This is a genomic window from Natrinema sp. CRL1 (assembly GCF_059162405.1).
On the sequence record NZ_JBLVOY010000003.1, the window covers coordinates 239934 to 258287 of the forward strand.

Below are 18354 nucleotides of genomic sequence, written 5' to 3' on the forward strand. Positions count from 1 at the left end.
TCGCTCACGGACGCTAAGTTCGATCGCGGACATATTCGCCTCGCGGCACAGCGCGGGCCGAACATCTCCGGAAACAGCGTTTCGGTCGGCCGACCCCGAGTTGTGGCGAGTACCCGATGGACGAACCAGCAGCCGCTGTCGACCGACCGACGGAACTCCGCTGGGAACGGGCATCCGGCGCGAACCCCGCGGAACCGATCGTCGAGCGCCGTCCGTACGTCGAACTCGCGCTCGAGCACCCGGATCTCGAGCCGACCGCGTACGGCGAGTCGTTCTTTCCGGCCGCGGTCCCGTACGCGCTCGAGGGGACCCATCGGGTCGTTTACTGGCGGCCGACCCTCGAGCCCGGATCGAGCGACCCCGGCGAGTGGAGCGGGATCTGTGCGACGCCGGATTCGCTTTCCCCAGTCACGGCTCGAGCGTCGACCGACTTCGACCTCGTGTCGCGACGTGACGGGACGACGGCGGTGACTGTCGAGGGGACGATCGCCGGCGATTCGACGCGAGCGCTGATCGAGTCGTACGCCGTGCCCGACGTTCGAATCCGGGCGCTATCCGAGTCCCGACTCGAGGTGCTGGTCGAGGGCTCCGTGGTCGTCGTTCCGGCGGGGACGCGACGACACGTCTCGCTCGCCGAACGGACGGTAGAACGAGTCGACGGGGAGGACAGACTGACGGAGACGACGCCCGAACTCCGCGTTCGATTCCCCGGCGAACGGGAGCTACACCATCCGGCACTCGGGGCGGACTATCGGCTGTTCCCGTCGTTCGGCCTCGACCTCGAGAGCGTCCCATCCCCGCTTGCCGTTCCGACGGCGAACGGGGAACTCGATCACGAGGCTCTCGCGGCGTCGCTGGGCGTCGACCTGTCCGATCGTCCCTATCCCGAGCGCGTGCTGTGGCAGGCGTTTGCCTACACCGCGTTCGATCCGCATGCGGATTCGGTGCCGGTTCTCTGGCAGTTTCCAACGGGACACCTCGGGTTCTCTGCGGACCCCGATCGAGGTCAGTAATTGTGCGAGTCCGTTTCGCCGTCGGCGGACGAGAAACAGAGAGACCGCCTCGCCCTGTCAGGACGAGACCGATAGCAGCCGCTCCCGGACCGTCTCGGCGACATCGGTCAGGTGGACCTGTCCGAACAGTCCGACGACGAGCGCGCCAAGCGAGTTGAACATCAGATCGCGGACCGTGTCGTCGAGTCCGTGCTGGGCCAGCGGCATGGTTAGGCCCGTCTCCGCGGCGAGGATGTCCAGGCCGAACTCGAACAGTTCCCAGATGACGCCGAAGGCCATCACGACCGCGAAGATGTAGACGAACGCGATTCGGCTCGGGATGTGGATGTCGTCGGCGTGGAGGTCGATCGCTCGAGCGACCGTGTAGCCGACGCCGGCGATAAGCGACGCCGACAGCGCGTGCGTGAGGTGATCCCACCAGCCGACCCGTCCGTACAGCCCGGCCGACCCGAGCGTGTGGAGGAATACGGCGGACGTGATCCAGAGGGCGAGCCACGGATCCAACGGCAGGTCGTAGTTACGTTCTAACAGCGCCGGCAGGAACGTGATCAGGAGCGCGACGCTCCCGTTGACGATCGCTTTCGGTTGTCCGTCGAGGAGGCCGTACCCGACGAGCGCGACCAAGACGACTTGCATCGTTCGCGTGAGCCGTCGCTGGTTCCGTATCGAGGGCCGCGGAAGCCGCGTCATCGGCGCACCACCTGCCTGAGCGCGCGCCGGAGCTGTCGATCGCGGCGTCTGAAATACGCGTCGAACAACACGCCGGCGGCCAGCCCGGCGACGGTCACGGAGAGGAACTCGGCCATCAACGCCTCGTTCGTCGAGAGATACGAGGTGCCGACGATTCGATCGAGGTTCCAGCGGAGCACGGTCCATGCCGCGACCGACGCCAACGTCAGTAACACGACGAAGGCGACGGCGAACCACTGGGTGACTCGCAGCGACGTGAACATGTGCAGTTCGACCGTCACGAGCAACGCCAGCCCGGCGACCGCGAGGTAGGCGGCGAACGTTCCGACGCTCCCGCCGAACAAGCCCCGAACGAGGATGGGTAACGTTGCGAGGGCGAGCAGTTCCCACGGCAGCATGATCCGCCAGTCGCGGTAGGCCGCGGGCGGAATCAACACGATCACGCCGACGCCGGTCACGAAGACCAGCCACTGATAGTCGAGATCGAGCGCGCTCTCGAGGAAGACCGTCACGAGGACGCCGACCACCAGCCACGCGAAGAGGCCGTTGAGTCGCCCGCTCCGGAACAGCCGTTCGAACACCGCTTTCGCGTCGTCCGAACGGGCCTCCCGGGACGGATTCCCGCTATTGCCCGGCATGTCCGGATGCCAGACACTATCGAATCATAAATCCGCCGGTGGGCTTATCTCTCCGACTCCCCTTCCGGTTGCTATGATGCTTCCGACGCACGCGCTCGTTGGACTCGCGATCGCAGCGCCGCTCGTCGCGGTCGCCCCGGATCTCGCACCGGCGGCACTGGTCGGCGCGTTCGTCGGCAGTCTGGCCCCCGATTTCGACCTCTATGCGGGCCACCGCCGGACGCTCCACTATCCGACGATCTACGCCATCGCCGCCGTCCCGATCACGATCGCGGCGGCACTCGTTGCGGCCCCGTGGCTCGTCGCCGCCGCGTTCCTGTTCGTCGGGGCCGCCCTTCACTGTCGGATGGACCGCTACGGCGGCGGCCTCGAGCTTCGGCCGTGGGAGGGGACCTCCGACCGAGCGGTCTACGATCACGTACAACGCCGCTGGCGAGCGCCAAAGCGGTGGATTCGGTACGACGGCGCGCCGGAAGACCTGTTGCTCGCGACGACCGCCGGTATCCCGCTGTGGATACTTCTCGATGGGCCGTTCCGGTGGCTCGTCGGTGCCGCACTGGTCGTCGGCGGGCTGTATGTCCTCCTTCGCCGACGACTCGCAAACGCCGCGCCGGTCGTCTTCGACGCCGTCCCCGAGTCCGTCGACGACTACGTCCCGAGCCGGTACAAGCAATAAGATGGCGGCTGCATCAGCGGAATCCGTTCCCCGGCCGACGCCGAGACGGATTTAGACCGCGACGTTCACTCTGAGCCCTGCCCCTGATGCGGGACGTACACGTCCCGCCGGTTCCAGAATGGGTCGCTGTCCGACTGAAAGCGCTCCGGCCCTGTTTCGATCGCACGGACCGTCGTCTCACCGGTGAGAGTTCGTTCCGCAGTCACTCGGACAGGTTCGTCGGACGGATACTGACGGTACGTCAGCGGGCGGTCGCCGTCGACGGTAGAGTCGCCGGTCGCCGTGAACGATACCGAGACGGTATGCTCGCCCGGTGAGAGTGGGTCCCCAAGGGTCCAAAACCCGTACTCTCGATCGCCATCCGGCCGGATCACCTCGCCAACGAGATGGACAGCGTTACCGTCGACGGTCAGCCCGACATCGACATCGTCCAGTAGCGAGTGGAAAAGCTGAGACTGCTGGCGCTCCCGTTCCTGTGTCGATAGCTTTTCGTCCCGAACGACCGGACTGAGCCGACACCAGTACATCACGTGCGTCTCGGCGGGAACCGTTACGGTGTCTGGGTTTCCGGTAGTAAGCGGAATTGCGACCGGCGTCACGTCAGCGTCGACCATGTGCCGGTCGTGGTTGCTACGCTACAAAAATAAGCGGGTCACGGAGTCCGCTCTGGAACAGTCAAACGAAGTATAGTCGAGACCCTCGAGTAGAGATCAAATAACCGAGTGAAAACGGGGGATGCTCCGACTGGGATTCGAACCCAGGTCATTGCCGTGAGAGGGTATACTTTGCCCCACTGTCAATTCCCGTCTCACTCAATTACCCGTCCGCTGAGACCATGGTTTTCGACCGTGTGAGCGATACTATGGTCTGGAGATTAAAAAGACACCCAGTTAATTGCCTTAGCGGGACACCCGACCTATCCTAACGATTTGTGACTCGATTGAGCGTACCCAGATGAGTGTTCGTTGTGGGCAAATAGAGGCACCGAACCGGGATCGCCAATTTCGAGATTCTTTAAGTTAACCACGGTTCTATTCATCCAGAACCCTCATTCCGATAAAGATTGCCTCGTTCCCTTTATAAGCGAGGGGAGAATTCACCAAACCGGTATTATTTCGACATCCGGATCGTGATAGCATCGGCTGGCTGTAGCCATGATCCTGGAATATCGCTCGGGACACTCACGTCTGTATTGTACTGTATTGAGGTCGGTTTCGATGGGACTGTAACGGGTACCAGTACCGTGATACCGTACCATCGGACAGTACCTGATCAGCAGATCAAGATACTGTACCGCGGTACAGAACCATGATTCTGTATCACGTCTGTGTTCCACAGACCGGATACACAGTAGCGTTCCGCGTCAGTGTACCATGGGACTGTAGGGTGTCGTAGAACACCTCTCACACCCACTATGCAGGCATCCTAATTCGCTAAGTACAGGACAAGTAGTTAGCAGATAAGATATATGAAGGAATAGTTAAAACACCTATACAATGGGCAATAAACAGATTATCTTCCGCCTCAATCTGATTATCGCACTGCTGCTTAGCAACCTTGTGCTGCTGCTTATCTTTATTCTCCCGCTGGAATTGTTACTTCTCGGTGGGTGTTTGATTTTGTTCCTCTGTCCTATCGTGATTCTATTAACAATGCGACTGCTTCGATAAGTTCGCATCCCTACTTATCAGCCAATTCACCATCGTGTGGGTGTAATCAATACCGTGGAGAGAGTTCTATGACACCCTCTGGGACTGTGCTATGTGTCCGAACGGAGCGTAGACATGTTCCTCCTCTATCGGAGTTGTTGACAGAATCTCGTTGAATAGACAGTGCGTATTTCTCCCCGTTGCTCTATTGATTAGCTGGCAATAATCCGGGGCGATCCAGACGATCGGGATCATCGGGATGGCCAATCCGGTGACCTAAAGCACGATGGCGATCACGGCTTTCTCGGCGCAACTCGAGCTGTTCCATATCGACTGCCACATATCATCGATCGCCTGTGTCGTTCGCTGGGTCAATCCAGCCATAGATGGTGCAGAGGGTTATAGAGACGGAAAATTCCACGGCCTACAAAGGAGTGGGCCCCGTTTCACAGCGTCTGGGACATTCCCTTCAGCTTCTCTCTGTAGAAGGAAACCACACGTTCGGAAATCGTGATTTCTGAAATCGAAAATTCCATTTAGTCGGAGATGCTACTGGCTGTATGGAGCAATTCGTTGATCGAGACATCGAACTCGATCAACTCACAGACTGCTACGAGTCTGAGACGGGGGACTTCGTCGTGATCTACGGTCGCCGTCGCCTGGGTAAGAGCGAGCTCGTTCGCCAGTCCATCGCTGATCGGGACGACGCTGTCTACTACCAAGCAGTCGAGTCCACAGCACAGAACCAACTCGAACAGTTCGTCGACACCGCCACCGCACAGTTCCCGTCGTTGCGGAATGTCCGCCGCGACTGGGAAGCCCTTCTTGAAGCACTCGGCGAGGAAGACGCGATCGTCGTTATTGACGAGTTCCCGTTCCTCATCGAGGAAGACGAATCACTCCCCTCACGGATCCAACGCGTCTGGGACATGGAATTAGAGGACACGGGGATTACACTCGTGCTCGTCGGTTCGTCAATCAGCGTTATGGAGGACAAGGTACTCTCTGGAAGCGCACCGCTGTACGGTCGGCGGACGGCAACGATCGATCTCAAACCACTCGACGTAGCCAATACACGGCAGTTCTTCCCCGAGTACGATCCCGAAACTGCCATCACCGCGTGGTCGATCTACGGCGGCACACCGTACTACCTCCAGACCATCGACCCTGACCAACCGTTAGGAACGAACGTCCAGCAAGCAATTCTGTCGGAGCGTGGTCTCCTATACTCCGAGCCCGAGTTCCTGCTCCGTACCGAACTCCGACAGCCGAATACGTACTTCAGTATCCTCCGTGCGCTCGCCCACGGGCGTCGCACCCCGAACGAAATCGCAGGCATGGCTGGCGTGGAGTCCGGATCGCTCAGCACATACCTTCAAAAACTCCGCCGGCTCCGCCTCGTCGAGCGCCACATCCCCGTAACGGAATCGCCGACATCTTCAAAACGCGGTCGATATCGCGTCGCAGCTCCGTTGTTCCGGTTCTGGTTCCGGTTCGTGTATGGCAACCAGGATCAACTTCGTATACTCGGCGACGACGCGTACGACGAACTCATCGCGCCCGAGCTAGCGGATTACGTGAGCCCGTTGTTTGAACGCCTCTGCCAGCGCGAGCTCCCGGATCTCATCGAGCGACGGTTCCTTGATATCGGGCAGTGGTGGTTCAAGGAACACGAACTGGATGTCGTTGGCCTCACTGATGAGGGGCTCGTCACAGGCGAGTGCAAGTTCACTTCTCGACCAGTGAGCGAAGCTGTCCTCGCCGATCTCGAACGAACAGCGTCAGAAGTACGGTGGTCAGAAGAGCCAGCAGACGGGGAGACGCTGTACATCTTGTTCAGCCGCTCCGGATACACCGACGACCTCGAACGCACCGCCGATGCGCGTGACGACGTCCTCCTCTTCGAATTATCTGATCTGATCACTTCCGATAGCAATTCCTGAGGACAGAAATAGACGTACGAGGAGTTCGAAGCAGACCGTTTGTCACCAGTTCTTCTCCAATCCGTATCCTTCCCAAGTACTTCTCTCATCACCTCGTCCAACACCTCACTCACCTCAGCGTACACCAATTATTACATTGAGTATCTCGTACGGTCACCTATGGCGACTATCCTGGAGGTTCTCGGGACCGAGCCACTCGTTCCTCACGCGCCATATGCGTTCCTGTCGAATGTCTGATGGCATACCAACTCATTTGCCGATTCTCTGTGGAGATTCCTGCAATCTCACAGAGTCGGTGAAGCAAATTCCGGAGTGACGAGGTCTGGTACGGGTTGCTTCTTCTCGTCAACCAAAGTGCATCCGTGTCATCGTACTTTTCGATCGTTGCTCGTTGTGTCAACCAGCGATCCAGCATCTCGACAGTCTGGGTCTGGAGACTAACGATCCAGTGCTCTGTGTTCTTCGAGGACTCTTCTTTCGGGATTCGAAGGACACCGTTGTCGACGTCCACCCACGACGTTCGTGCGCGTTCAACCTCGATCGGGCGTAGACCTCCATCGAGGCTCGCGGCGACAAGGCTCGGTATCTTCCATTTGTTCGCGCGTTCCCAATCTGCTTTCGTCACTTCTGTTTTCGGCTTCTCGAATCGTTGTGCCAGGTACGCAACCCACTGGTCTCGTTCGTCACCGTGAACGCTATCACGACTAGGGACACTTCCATACTCCAGTGACGCGTCGCGGATGGCAGTCCGCTCTTCGCGCGTTAAGTAATCCCGTGGCGTCGTTGATTGGTTTTTGCGTGAGAACGTAATCTTTGGCTCCCACTTGTCTGCACCCCGTTGATGATGGCGCCACTTGTAAAGCATCATCAAGGCCTTCCGACACGAATTCTTGTGCGCGTTTGACTTCTGTTGGCCAGCTAAGTGGCGCAAGTAATTGTCAGCGTGGTCGTGAGTGAGACTTGTAGTGTACCCGCCTTCCTGCTCCCAGGCCCAGCGGTAGAACTGGTCCATTCGGAACGCGCGATTGCTGACGGTTGTTTTTGCGTACCCATCAGCTGTCTTCGGATCTATGCCGAATGTTAACAGCCAATCAAGGCACTGTTCTCGCTCACTTCGGTAGTCGAGGAATTGCCGCTCATTTAGCAATTCTTCTGTCGGCCCAGGGATGAGCGTGATGTCTTCGAGGGGGTCGGTTGCCTGGTCCGCGTCTTTCATTGCCTGACCTCCGTGACGGGAACCCAGATCATTGCCTCTCGATTTCGGCAATCGCAAGACGGCGGCCGATCTTCCCCCTTGAACTTCATTGCCTCACGACGCAGTGTAATCGCAAGACGGCGCCGGGGTCGGTGCACCATCTGAACCGCATTGCCCGTGAACATACGTTTACCTGTGGTTAGTTCACGGTGAAAACCACGAGAAGGCGGCGGGGTAGAATGCTCCGACAGGGATTCGAACCCTGGTCATTGCCGTGAGAGGGCAATATGATTGGCCGGACTACACCATCGGAGCGGGCTTTGTCTCCACTCAATCGTAGCGCAGTACGATGTTTAAGGATTCCGTTTCGTTTCGAGAGTGTCGGACTGTCCCACGCGAGATCCTGTCAGCGACGCGGTGTCGGGATGTCACTCTTCGAAAGGCGACTTCGTCGCTTCGGGTTCGAAGCCCTCGAGGCTGATGATGTTCTCGCGGCCGACGCGGAGTTTGCTGATGGTGCCGTCGTCTTCCATGTCCGAAAGCAGCATGCTGACCTTGGATTTCGACCAGCCAGTTTCGTCGACGATGTTGACCTGTTTCATCCGGCCGCCGTTCTCGCGGATGAGCTTGACGACGCGGTCCTCGTCGGTCATGAGCGCGTCGTCGGTGAGCGGGGTGGCGTCCCCGGAGTCGGGCGTCGCATCGGTGTTCGGTGTCGGTGCACCGGTGTCTGCCGCAGGCGATCGATCCGATTCCGACGGGTGCGTTGCTGGGCCGCTGGTATCGGTGGGATCGTCCGCCCCAGGGCCGTATCGCCGATACCAGACGACGGCTGCGACTCCGATCCCGGCGACGAGGAGCCCACCGGCGAGATACCAGATGATGTCGGAACCGGTCATCGCCGCAATCGGGTCGTCGCCACCGCTATTGGTGGCCGCGACACCGCCGGGTCGATCGAAAACTGCGCGGGGCCGGCCATCGACGAACTGGTTTTGGCCGTTCCACTGGACCGAATTCGCCGACTCGAGCGAGTCTCCCGCGTACTCTCCGTTCGGTTCGATAGAGCGGAAGGTGAGATCGCCGCCGGCTTCGTACACGATCGCTTGCCCGGAGGGCAAATAGAGGTCTTGGAACACGTCACCCGCGACGACGGTGTCCTCGTTGACGGCCGCGAACCCGTTCCACGTAAACGACATTTCGACGACGCCGCGCTTGCTCGGCCACTCCTCGATTCGGGCCGATCGTCGGAAATCGGTGGCCGTCATCTCTCGGTCGGTCTCCGCTGCCCCGGCTTCGGTCAGTAACTGTGACCGGTTGATGAACTGGTCGTAGAGGCCGGTTTCGTTCGCTTCGAAGCGATCCATGAAAGTCTCGAAGTTTGCTTCGGCCTCCGTGGCGTTGTCCTCGTTCGCGAAGTAGCGTTCGTACCGGAACGTCCACGTTGCACTTCCGTTTTCGTAAATCGTGATGTCGAACGTTCGATTGTCGAAGTTCTGGGCTTCCTGCGAGACGAACGGGCTCGTCTCCGCACCGTCAGCCGTCGTCTCGAGTTGTCTCTCGACTGGGGCCGGCTCCGTCGCCGAGGGGGCGGCCGAGCCGGTACTTGTCGAGACGACCGATCCGCTGACGCCGGCAACGGACGCGAGGATCACGAGAGCGACGAGTCCGACGGAGACCGGCCGATTCATTCGTCTACCACTACGTGCCGGAGCTAAAAATGCTTGTGAATACTGCGGTCGCCCGGATCGGACGCGGTTGTTCGGGATTTTCGGCGGAGTAAACGGCTAATAACTCGCTTTCAGTTTCTCTTTCCGTCGTCGTTGTTCGTGTCGATACCCACAAATCAGTCGGCCACATACCAGATCCCGTGATCACCAATCTCGCGCGGAACGTCCAAGCGTTTACGAGCAACGTCTTTCTGGTGACCGGCGACCGACCCGTGCTCGTCGATACCGGGGCAAACTTCGATGTGGTCGACGCCGTCCGTTCCGAGGTCGACGACCTCGAGGCAGTGATCCTCACACATACACACCGCGACCACGTCGGCAATCTCGAGGCGGTCAAAGACGCCTTCGGCGTCGACGCGTGGGGGTACGACACCTCGATCGAGGGCGTCGACCACGCGATCGCCGACGAGGAGCGGGTCCGGTTGGGCGACCACGAGTACGTCGCGCTTCACACGCCCGGTCACAAGGACGACCACCTCTGTTTCTACGCCGAGGGGCCGGGAATCCTCTTCGCGGGTGATTTGATCTTCCAGAACGGGAGCTTCGGCCGCACCGATCTCGAGGAGGGCGATCGGGCGACCCTGATCGAGAGCATCGACCGCGTGCTCGAGCGGATCGACCCGACCCTCGCGGCAATGCACACCGGCCACGGGCCGAGCGTGACGAGTGACCCATACGATCACGTCGAACGCTCGGCTCGGATGGCGCGGCAGTCCTGAGTCGGACCGAGCACGAGCGAGTCAGCCGTTGTCCGGCGTTCACTCTTCCGCCGCTTGCGACCGGAAGCGCCAGACTCGAGTGAGGTTAGCGTTGGGCGGCGGCGTCGAGTACCGCGTCGTAGGCGTCGGCGTACGCGTCCGCAACCTGCGCGGGATCGGTTCTGGCGTCCTTCCCGAGTGCTGGCAGCGACACGCGCTCGAGCGGGTCGAGATAGTCGAGGGCGTCGCCGACGCGCTTCTCGACGGCCCCGTCTCTGGGACTCGAACTCGCGATCTCGCAGGCGCGACAGTAGCGGTCGCCGGCGTAGGTCCGCACGCGGCCGGGTTCGACGGCCGCGACCGCGGCGACCGAAGACGGATCGAGCGCCTCGAGCGGCCGTGCGATGTCGCTGTAGGACTCGACGACGGCGATGTCGGTCGCCTCGATATCGGCGGCGAGTCGCTCGAATGCGGGGACGTACTGCTGTCGGGCGAGGTCGTTAAACTCGTCGACGGTCTCGACGGGAATCGCCTCCTCGAGCGGGAGCGCTTCGGCGACCGCGTCCGGGATCTCGGCGGTCGCATTGTGGACGAACAGCGGGTCGTCGCCGTCGCGACCGACCCGATCCACGAGGAATTCCCTGTCGGCACGGCCGAACAGTCCGGTCCCGCCGTCGGGGGCGGGCCGCCACAGCCGGTGGACGGGATTGAGTCGCTCGGGCGGGCGGTTGCGGCCGTCCGCCGCCGAGAGCCGGGCCGCGTCTTTGCCGTACAGTCGGCCGTCGGCGAGCGCTCGCTGACAGTCGTCGTGGTCGAACCAGAAGTCGTTGCCGGCGCGGGGTTTGTAGCCGACGGCTCCGGTTCGCTCGAGCAGGCCGGCCGAAAACGTGGTCTTGCCGGCGTCGACGCGGTCGGCACCGACCACGAGGAGGATCATTCTTTCAGGCCGTAGTAGCCGGGTTCGTCCTCGTCTCGCGGCTCGGCCACCACGAGGTCGTCCGCGTTGGTCATAACCCACGGAATCGCCCAGTCCAGCAGGATGTTCTCGGTCTCGGGGTCGAGTTCGGCGTCGGGCTCGACTCCCTGTAGCATGCGAGCAATCTCGTAGACGGTGTACATCTGGTCGTCCTCGAAGAGTTCCGCCGGCGTATAGAAGTCACACGGCGGCAGCTCCTCGAACTCCGATTTCGGGACGGGCATACCTTCTGTACCGGGGGCCGACGCCTAAATGATTCGTTCGCGCTCGAGTCGCGATATCGTCCACGCCGGTTTCGCCCCCGCCACCGGCAGCGAGTTCACCCAGATCGCCGGTAGCGGCTCACCGGCCGCTACGACTCGAGGCCACGCGCGAGCAGTTCGACGGGGTGTGCGGGCCGATCGTACCCCTCGAAGTCGCCCACCTGCGTTCGGCAGGAGGTCCCCGGGGCGACGACGATCGACTCGCCGTCACCGTCCGCCCGCCCGGCCGCACTGGCCTCGAGTTGCTCGCGCAATAGCGAGCCGATCGCTTTCGAGAGATCGTAGTGTTCGGTCTCGTAGCCGAAGCTGCCGGCCATGCCACAACAGCCCGAATCGACGGGCTCGACGGCGTAGCCGGCCCGTCGGAGCACGCCGACGGCGTGGTGGTCCGCGCCGCGGGCCTTCTGGTGGCAATGGCCGTGGAAGGTCAGTCGCGTGTCCGCGTTCTCGGACTGAGCGAACGGCAGGTCCTCGTCCAGCCGCCGCTCGTCGACGTACTCGCAGACGCCGAAAGCGTTCGCCGCGAGCGTTTCGACCCGGTCGTCCGCGAGCAGGCTCCGGTACTCGTCGACGACCATCGCCGCATCCGAGGGCTCGACGAACAGGACCGACCAGCCGCGATCGAGATAGGGCTCGAGGTCCCCGAGCAGGTCCCGGCCCTGCTCCGCCGCGACATCGAGCATGCCGGTCGAGTAGGCTGCCCGCCCGGTCGGGCCGAGGTCCGGAATCGCGACCCGGACGTTTGCGGCCTCGAGGACCTCGACGGCTGCCTTCCCGAGTTCGGGATTCGAGTAGTTCGTCTCCGTATCGGGAAAAAGGACGACGCCGGCCGTCGCGTCTCCGGCGGCCACCTGTGGCCCCCCTCGCTGCCGGAACCAATCGACCAGCGACTCCCGCCGGAACGTCGGCAACGTGCGCTCGGGTGCGATTCCGACGGTTTTCTCGAGGACGGTTCTGGCACCCGGTAGTTCCGTCGCGCGGTTCGTAAGCGGCGCAAACGTACTCCCGACCGCGGCGAGCCGGTCGATGTTCGTAAACAGCCGTTCGCGTAGGCTCGTCCCCTCGCGGTCGTGGTACTGGTGTTTCACCTCGGCTTTGAGCTTCGCGAGATCGACCCCGGTCGGACAGTCGCTCTGACAGCCCTTGCAGCCGATACAGAGATCGAGCACCTCGTCCTGAAACCGCTCGCCGTAGAGTTCGTCGGGATCGATCTCGCCGCTGATCGCCGCGCGGAGCAGGTTAGCCCGCCCCCGCGTGGTCGCGATCTCTTCTTCCGTCGCCCGGTATGTCGGACACATCACGTCGCCGTCGGTCTGCCGGCAGGTGCCACAGCCGTTACAGAGTTCCACGAGGTCGGCGAACCCGCCCTCGTCGTCGAAATCCAGCGTCGTTCGGGGCTCGAGCGCGGCGTAGTCCGGGCCGTATCGGAGATGGTCGCGGATGTCGGTCGGATCCTCGTCGCGGTAGACCACCTTTCCGGGATTCAGCCGCCAGTCCGGATCGAACGCCGATTTGAGGTCTTGAAAAGCATCCCAGAGGGTCGGCCCGTACAGCTTCGGGTTGAACTCCGTCCGCGCGAGACCGTCGCCGTGCTCGCCCGAGAAGGAGCCGTTGTGCTCGCGGACGAGATCGGTGACGTCGTCGGCAATCGCACGCATTTTCTCGACATCGTCTTCGGCCTTAAGGTTCAACACTGGTCGAATGTGGAGCGTGCCGACCCCCGCGTGGGCGAAGTAAGCCGCCGTGGTATCGTGGTCCTCGAGGATCTCCCGAAAGCCGGCCACGTACTCGGCGAGTTCCGCCGGCGGCACGGAAGCGTCCTCGACGAACGGGTACGGCTTCGGGTCACCGTCCATGCTCATCAACAGCGGGATGGCAGCCTTTCGAAGCTTCCAGAGCTGGTCCTGTTTCGCCGGCGAGAACGCCTCGATCGAGCCAAAGGCCGCCCCGTCGTCGACGAGACCGGCCGTCGCAGTTGCGATCGCATCCGGCAGATCGTCGACGACTTCCGAGTCGAACTCGAGCATCAGCGCCGCCTCGGTCCCCGCCGGAATCGGCTCCGCGTACTCGGCGTACTCCGCCGACGCCGCGGCCAGCCGGAACACCTCGTCGTCCATGAGTTCGACCGCGCTGGCCTCGAGTTCGAGCGCCGCGGGAACGGCCGACAGCGCCTCGAGCAGGTCGTCGTAACAGTAGACCGCGAGTGCGGTCTCGTCGGGTCGGGTCACGAGTGAGAGCGTCGCCTCGACGACGACGCCGAGCGTTCCTTCGGCCCCCACGAGCAGTTTAGAGAGGTTGATGACTCGATCCCCGTCTGCGGTCTCTCTGATCACTTTCTGGAGGTTGTAGCCGCTGACACTCCGCTTGAGATCGGGATACCGCTCCTCGATCTCCGCGGCGTTGTCCTCGACGAGGGATCGCACCGTCCGGTAAAGCTCGGCCTCGCGGTCGTCTTTCGAGACGATGCGATCCCATTCGGGGCTATCGAGGACGACATCTCGAGTGCGAATCTCCGAGCCGTCGGCGAGGACGACCTCGCACTCCTCGACGTAGGCGTCCGTGATTCCGTACCGCACCGAATGTGCGCCCGTCGAGTTGTTCCCGATCCCGCCGCCGATCGTCGCCCGGTTCGAGGAAGCCGGGTCAGGGGCGAATCGAAGACCGTGGGGCTCGAGTGCGGCGTCGAGGTCGTCCTGGACGACACCCGGCTGCACGACGGCGGTCCGCGCCTCGGGATCGATCGCTCGGATCTTGTCCATGTGTCGCGATAGATCGAGGACGACACAGCCCGGACCGACCGTTTGTCCGGCAAGCGAGGAGCCGGCCCCTCGTGGGAGAACCGGCACGTCGTGGTTCGCTGCGACACGCATTGCTGCACGGACATCGTCGGTATCCCGCGGGAAGACGACGCCCGCCGGCTGCGCGCCGTAGATGCTTCCATCAGTGGCGTAGAGAACGCGCGTGTACTCATCGAACCGCACGTCACCGTCGCAGGCGGCCCGAAGGTCGACCGCGAGTGCCTCGCCGTCATCGTCCGGTCCCGTCTCGAGCGGTGTACCCTGTCGCTCTCGACTCCGATCCTCGACCGTCGCATCGACGCTGCTGTCCTCGGCGGCCATATGTAACCATTCATCGTGATACACGTAGTTAAACCGTGGTCCTCACTCACAGTCCGTGCGGTGTCGGGAACGGACAGTCGAGTTCTCGAGGAAATGGCTGATCGGTGTCTCGAGCGAACGGGTGAGGACGAGTGAACGCGACCGCTGTCGTCGCTATCCGCTATTGGACGTGGTCCGCAAAAAGTCGAGATTGACAACTCGTCGCGTCTACTGCCGGCTAGATCACTCGAAGTGATCGAGGCACGTCTGGTACTCCTCTTCGGCCTTCTCCCAGTTGACGACGTCGAAGAAGGCGTCGATGAAGTCCCCGCGGTCCGGACCGTAGTCGTAGTAGTAGGAGTGCTCCCAGACGTCCAGCGCGAGCACGGGATGTGCGCCCCAGAGCGCACCCTGATCGTGCTTGTCGACCGCGATGTTGCGGAGCTGCTTTGCAACCGGGTCGTAGACCAGCAGCGCCCAGCCACCGGCGGCACCGGCTGCGGCCTCGAACTCGCCCTTCCAGCCCTCGTAGGATCCGAAGTCCTCCTCGATGCGATCGGCGAGGTCGCCCTCGGGTTCGCCGCCGCCGTTCGGCGACATGTTCTCCCAGAACAGCGTGTGGAGATAGTGACCACAGCCGTTGTGGGTGACGTTTTTGAGCGCTCCCGGCGTCGAGCCGAAGTCGCCGTCCTCGCGGTTCTCGGCGAGGGTCTCCTCGGCACCATTGAGGCCGTTGACATAGCCCTGATGATGCGTATCGTGATGCCAGGTCAGTACCTGTTCGGACAGAGCCGGTTCGAGCGCGTCGTAATCGTACGGTAGTGGTGGAAGTTCGTGATCAGCCATAGTATGCACCTCACGTTCTGTATCGGTATCTCGCTTGTTAAGTTTTGAGGAGTGAGACGATATCACACCTCATAAAGTCACGGCCGCTCCGTCATGCGATTTACCGACACTCCACTGGTTCAACCACGGACGCAGTCTTAAAGCTTTCAGCAACTCCCGCTTGCCATCCCCCGTCGGTTCGATCGCCGCCGACTCCCGGCGACTACTCGAGTTCCTTGTGGCGGGCGTGTTCGAGCCACTCCTCGAGCGACGGTTGGCCCCAGTACCGAACCGTCTCGCTTCGCCGATCGTGTTCGAGGATTCCCGCGTCCTCGAGTTTCGGAAGGTGGCTGTGCTGGAGTTCCGTCAGGACCGTCGTTTGTCGGTCGACCGACGTGGAGTCGGCGACCGCACTCGTTTCTGCCGCATCCGTCTCGCCGCCGTCTATCGTCCGTTCGAAGGCGAGAACGTTCTCGGCGAGGGTCTCAATCGTTGCGACACCGTCGGACTGGTCGTTGAGGTAGTAGAGTGCGTACCGTCGCCGACTGTTCGAGAGCAGATCGAAAACGAGATTCAACGAGGGCGTTGCCTCCCCCGTTAATGCCGCCGCCTCGCCCTCCGTTTCACGCATTCACGAACCACCTACCGTATGTTACCATTCGAAACCACCACGGGATCCTACCACAGCCCCCGCATTAGACCTTACGTCTCCCTAGAAAGATACGTGTGTTAAATCCGATGGTATTCGTGAAGACGGAATCGTGCCGGCCCGACGACTCGACGAACGGCGGGTACTGGACCGCTATCAGCGATTCCGCTCGCAGCGGACCTATCGTGACTCGCGACGAATCGTGCCCACTACCAGTTTCTCTCCAAAATGAAACGGCGCTCAAGCCGTCGAGAAGCTTACTCGTAGAGCCACTCGGCGTCGTGCTGATCGTAGTCGATCAGTTCGTCGTCGTCGAAGTGGATCCCGATTTCGCGTTCGTTTGCGCCCTCGTCCTCGTGGTCGGCCGCGTGAACGACGTTCCGACCGAGATCGAGCGCGTAGTCGCCCCGGATCGTGCCGGGTTCGGCCTCGAGCGGGTCGGTCTCGCCGATCATCTGGCGGACCTGTCGGGTCGCGTCTTGGCCCTCCCAGACCATCGGGACGACCGGTCCCGAGGTGATGAAGTCGACGAGGTCGTCGTAGAACGGCTTGTCCTCGTGTTCACCGTAATGCTCTTCCGCTCGTTCACGGGGCATGGTCTCGACTTTGATACCGACGAGTTTGAGCCCGCGGTCCTCGAGTCGAGAGACGACTTCGCCCACGAGACCGCGCGCGAAGGCGTCGGGCTTGACCATCACGAAGGTTCGCTCGTGATCGCTCATGCTTCCTCGGCCTCGGTTTCCTCGGTCTCGTCCTCGGCGGGCACGTCTTCCTCGCCCTCTGCGTCGGACTCCGTTTCGAGGTCCTCGTCCTCGCCGACCTCGACCTCCTCGGTCTCGTCGGCGTCCGCCGCAGCAGGCGTGTCGTCCTGTGCGGGACCCTTGCCGCGACGACCCTCTTCGGTCCACTCGAGGTCGCGCGGTTCGCGCCCGAGCTTGTAGTTTTTCTCCGCCTTGGAGTCGACGAAGTGGAGCACGCTGCCGTCGTTTTTGACGTACATGATGCCCGTTCCGGGTTCGATCTCTTCGCCCGTGTAGTCGCAGGTTCGTTTCTCGACCATTATTGTCCTCCGATGGAGTCGGCCTCGCGGGCGGTCTCGCGAAGTTGGAGTACGTCCCCTTCGCGGACCGGGCCGAGGCAGTTACGGGTGATGATGCGTCCCTGATTCTCGCCCTCCTTGATTCGGCATTTGACCTGCATGGCTTCGCCGTGCATGCCGGTCTTGCCGACGATCTCGATGACCTCGGCGGGCGTGGAGCCGCTTTCTTCCTCTTCAGCACTCATCTCTGATCACCTCAGTCGAGGTCCTCGAGCTTACTGGCGATGTCCTCGACGTCGTCGTCTGCCTCGCCGGCGTCGACGACCGCCGCGGCGGCCGAGCCGACCTCGAGGCCGGCCGCGTGGCCGACGTCGTCTTGGGTCTCGATAAAGACGACGGGAATACCCTTCTCGTCGGCGAGTTCGGGCAGGTGCATGACGATCTCCTCGGGGGAGACGTCTTCGGCGACGTAGACGAGCTCGGCGTTGCCGCGCTCGATCGCCTTCGTGGTTTCGTTCGTTCCTTTCTTTACGCGTCCGGTGTCTCGTGCGACCTCGAGCGCCTCGAGGGCGTCGTCGGCGAGGTCGGCTGGGATGTCGGTATTGACGTAGACTGACATTGGTTGTTCACCTCTCCTACACGTGGGCTCGCGCTCCCCTGCCGTCCGGGCACTGGGTACCCGTGCCGGACCGATTCCGGCGGAAGTCCTGTGAAGCTAGGAGCATCATCAACCCCGCGTAGGGTGTACACTCGAATAGCGCTGCCCCCCTTAAAAGCGTGTTCAAACGCACGAGGCCGTGGGATACCACCGCACGGCCAGATGCCCCAAATCCGTGCTGACCAATCAGTTCTGTTTCATATGCTCTTCGATGTCCGATTCCAGTTCTCGCCGCAACGTCTCGGCTTCGTCGTCGTCGTAGTCCGTGTGGTACTCCTTCGCCACCCCCTCCGCTGCGAGATTGTAGTGCAGGCCCGGCGAGACGTCGTGATGATCGAGACACTGTTTTGCGCATTCGAGCGGGCAGCCGTCGATGACGACGATCTCCCGGCCAGAGGTCGCGGTGTCGACCAGTGGGGCCACGTCGCCGCCGACCCCGGCAATACACGACATCTCGGCGACGCCGTCCCTGTCTAACGAGACGGCCAGATCGTTCGCCATCTGCGCTGCGCTCGAGCAGCCCGAACAGGAGTACACCAGCGGGCGGTCGTCGGATGCGTCTGACATACCGAAACCCCTGCTCGAGATCCCGATAACGGTACTCCCGTACATGTGCG

At 61.9% G+C, this 18354-nt stretch carries 19 protein-coding genes and 1 tRNA gene; 4 read left to right on the plus strand and 16 right to left on the minus strand.

Annotated elements, in window-relative coordinates; genetic code table 11:
- Positions 1-116: 116 nt before the first annotated feature.
- Positions 117-1013, plus strand: coding sequence for a hypothetical protein (locus ACJYUO_RS12070; RefSeq protein WP_494345615.1), 897 nt, complete (start codon positions 117-119; stop codon positions 1011-1013).
- 57 nt (positions 1014-1070) lie between these two features.
- Here ACJYUO_RS12070 and ACJYUO_RS12075 read toward each other — a convergent pair whose 3' ends face one another.
- Positions 1071-1679, minus strand: coding sequence for a DUF2238 domain-containing protein (locus ACJYUO_RS12075; RefSeq protein WP_494345992.1), 609 nt, complete (start codon positions 1677-1679; stop codon positions 1071-1073).
- A 20-nt stretch (positions 1680-1699) separates the two neighbouring features.
- On the minus strand, positions 1700-2341 hold the full coding sequence (locus ACJYUO_RS12080) for a hypothetical protein (RefSeq protein WP_494345616.1): 642 nt from the start codon (positions 2339-2341) through the stop codon (positions 1700-1702).
- Positions 2342-2414: 73 nt separating this feature from the next.
- On the opposite strand from ACJYUO_RS12080, the gene ACJYUO_RS12085 reads away from it, so the two are divergent.
- Positions 2415-3017 (plus strand): metal-dependent hydrolase, encoded by a 603-nt coding sequence (locus tag ACJYUO_RS12085; RefSeq protein WP_494345617.1) that lies wholly within the window; start codon positions 2415-2417, stop codon positions 3015-3017.
- 65 nt (positions 3018-3082) lie between these two features.
- Here ACJYUO_RS12085 and ACJYUO_RS12090 read toward each other — a convergent pair whose 3' ends face one another.
- Positions 3083-3631 carry a hypothetical protein gene (locus tag ACJYUO_RS12090; protein ID WP_494345618.1) on the minus strand — a complete coding sequence of 183 codons (549 nt, stop codon included), beginning with the start codon at positions 3629-3631 and terminating at the stop codon, positions 3083-3085.
- A 1595-nt stretch (positions 3632-5226) separates the two neighbouring features.
- Between ACJYUO_RS12090 and ACJYUO_RS12095 the strand changes: the two genes are divergently transcribed.
- Complete coding sequence (locus tag ACJYUO_RS12095) at positions 5227-6609, plus strand: ATP-binding protein (protein ID WP_494345619.1); 1383 nt, start codon at positions 5227-5229, stop codon at positions 6607-6609.
- A gap of 166 nt (positions 6610-6775) precedes the next feature.
- Here ACJYUO_RS12095 and ACJYUO_RS12100 read toward each other — a convergent pair whose 3' ends face one another.
- The 3 genes from ACJYUO_RS12100 to ACJYUO_RS12110 all read right to left on the minus strand — a co-directional run bounded on the left by ACJYUO_RS12100 (position 6776) and on the right by ACJYUO_RS12110 (position 9492).
- Positions 6776-7825: a tyrosine-type recombinase/integrase gene (locus ACJYUO_RS12100; protein ID WP_494345620.1), complete on the minus strand. Its 1050-nt coding sequence runs from the start codon at positions 7823-7825 to the stop codon at positions 6776-6778.
- Between the two features lie 219 nt (positions 7826-8044).
- Positions 8045-8119: transfer RNA gene (locus tag ACJYUO_RS12105), tRNA-Glu, on the minus strand.
- Between the two features lie 113 nt (positions 8120-8232).
- Positions 8233-9492 carry a helix-turn-helix transcriptional regulator gene (locus ACJYUO_RS12110; RefSeq protein ID WP_494345621.1) on the minus strand — a complete coding sequence of 420 codons (1260 nt, stop codon included), beginning with the start codon at positions 9490-9492 and terminating at the stop codon, positions 8233-8235.
- A gap of 179 nt (positions 9493-9671) precedes the next feature.
- On the opposite strand from ACJYUO_RS12110, the gene ACJYUO_RS12115 reads away from it, so the two are divergent.
- On the plus strand, positions 9672-10250 hold the full coding sequence (locus ACJYUO_RS12115; protein WP_494345622.1) for an MBL fold metallo-hydrolase: 579 nt from the start codon (positions 9672-9674) through the stop codon (positions 10248-10250).
- Positions 10251-10335: 85 nt separating this feature from the next.
- Here ACJYUO_RS12115 and ACJYUO_RS12120 read toward each other — a convergent pair whose 3' ends face one another.
- The 10 genes from ACJYUO_RS12120 to ACJYUO_RS12165 form a co-directional block, all read right to left on the minus strand.
- The gene (locus ACJYUO_RS12120; protein ID WP_494345623.1) at positions 10336-11166 is read right to left on the minus strand and encodes an ATPase; all 831 of its coding nucleotides are present in this window, start codon (positions 11164-11166) and stop codon (positions 10336-10338) included.
- Positions 11163-11429: a DUF5827 family protein gene (locus tag ACJYUO_RS12125; RefSeq protein ID WP_494345624.1), complete on the minus strand. Its 267-nt coding sequence runs from the start codon at positions 11427-11429 to the stop codon at positions 11163-11165. Before ACJYUO_RS12125 ends, ACJYUO_RS12120 begins: the two co-directional genes overlap by 4 nt.
- Before the next feature lie 128 nt (positions 11430-11557).
- Positions 11558-14587, minus strand: coding sequence for an FAD-binding and (Fe-S)-binding domain-containing protein (locus ACJYUO_RS12130; protein ID WP_494345625.1), 3030 nt, complete (start codon positions 14585-14587; stop codon positions 11558-11560).
- 222 nt (positions 14588-14809) lie between these two features.
- The gene (gene sod, locus ACJYUO_RS12135) at positions 14810-15412 is read right to left on the minus strand and encodes a superoxide dismutase [Mn] (RefSeq protein ID WP_494345626.1); all 603 of its coding nucleotides are present in this window, start codon (positions 15410-15412) and stop codon (positions 14810-14812) included.
- Positions 15413-15614: 202 nt separating this feature from the next.
- Positions 15615-16022 (minus strand): DUF7344 domain-containing protein, encoded by a 408-nt coding sequence (locus tag ACJYUO_RS12140; protein WP_494345627.1) that lies wholly within the window; start codon positions 16020-16022, stop codon positions 15615-15617.
- Between the two features lie 275 nt (positions 16023-16297).
- Positions 16298-16762, minus strand: coding sequence for a nucleoside-diphosphate kinase (ndk, locus tag ACJYUO_RS12145; protein ID WP_006432517.1), 465 nt, complete (start codon positions 16760-16762; stop codon positions 16298-16300).
- Positions 16759-17100 (minus strand): 50S ribosomal protein L24e, encoded by a 342-nt coding sequence (locus ACJYUO_RS12150; protein ID WP_494345628.1) that lies wholly within the window; start codon positions 17098-17100, stop codon positions 16759-16761. Before ACJYUO_RS12150 ends, ndk begins: the two co-directional genes overlap by 4 nt.
- Positions 17100-17324: a 30S ribosomal protein S28e gene (locus ACJYUO_RS12155; protein WP_006064297.1), complete on the minus strand. Its 225-nt coding sequence runs from the start codon at positions 17322-17324 to the stop codon at positions 17100-17102. The genes ACJYUO_RS12150 and ACJYUO_RS12155 overlap by 1 nt, the downstream gene beginning before the upstream one ends.
- A gap of 11 nt (positions 17325-17335) precedes the next feature.
- Positions 17336-17698 carry a 50S ribosomal protein L7Ae gene (gene rpl7ae, locus ACJYUO_RS12160; protein WP_006432515.1) on the minus strand — a complete coding sequence of 121 codons (363 nt, stop codon included), beginning with the start codon at positions 17696-17698 and terminating at the stop codon, positions 17336-17338.
- Positions 17699-17923: 225 nt separating this feature from the next.
- A complete protein-coding gene (locus ACJYUO_RS12165) occupies positions 17924-18304 on the minus strand; it encodes a putative zinc-binding protein (protein WP_494345629.1) in 381 nt (126 codons plus the stop codon).
- Positions 18305-18354: the final 50 nt, after the last annotated feature.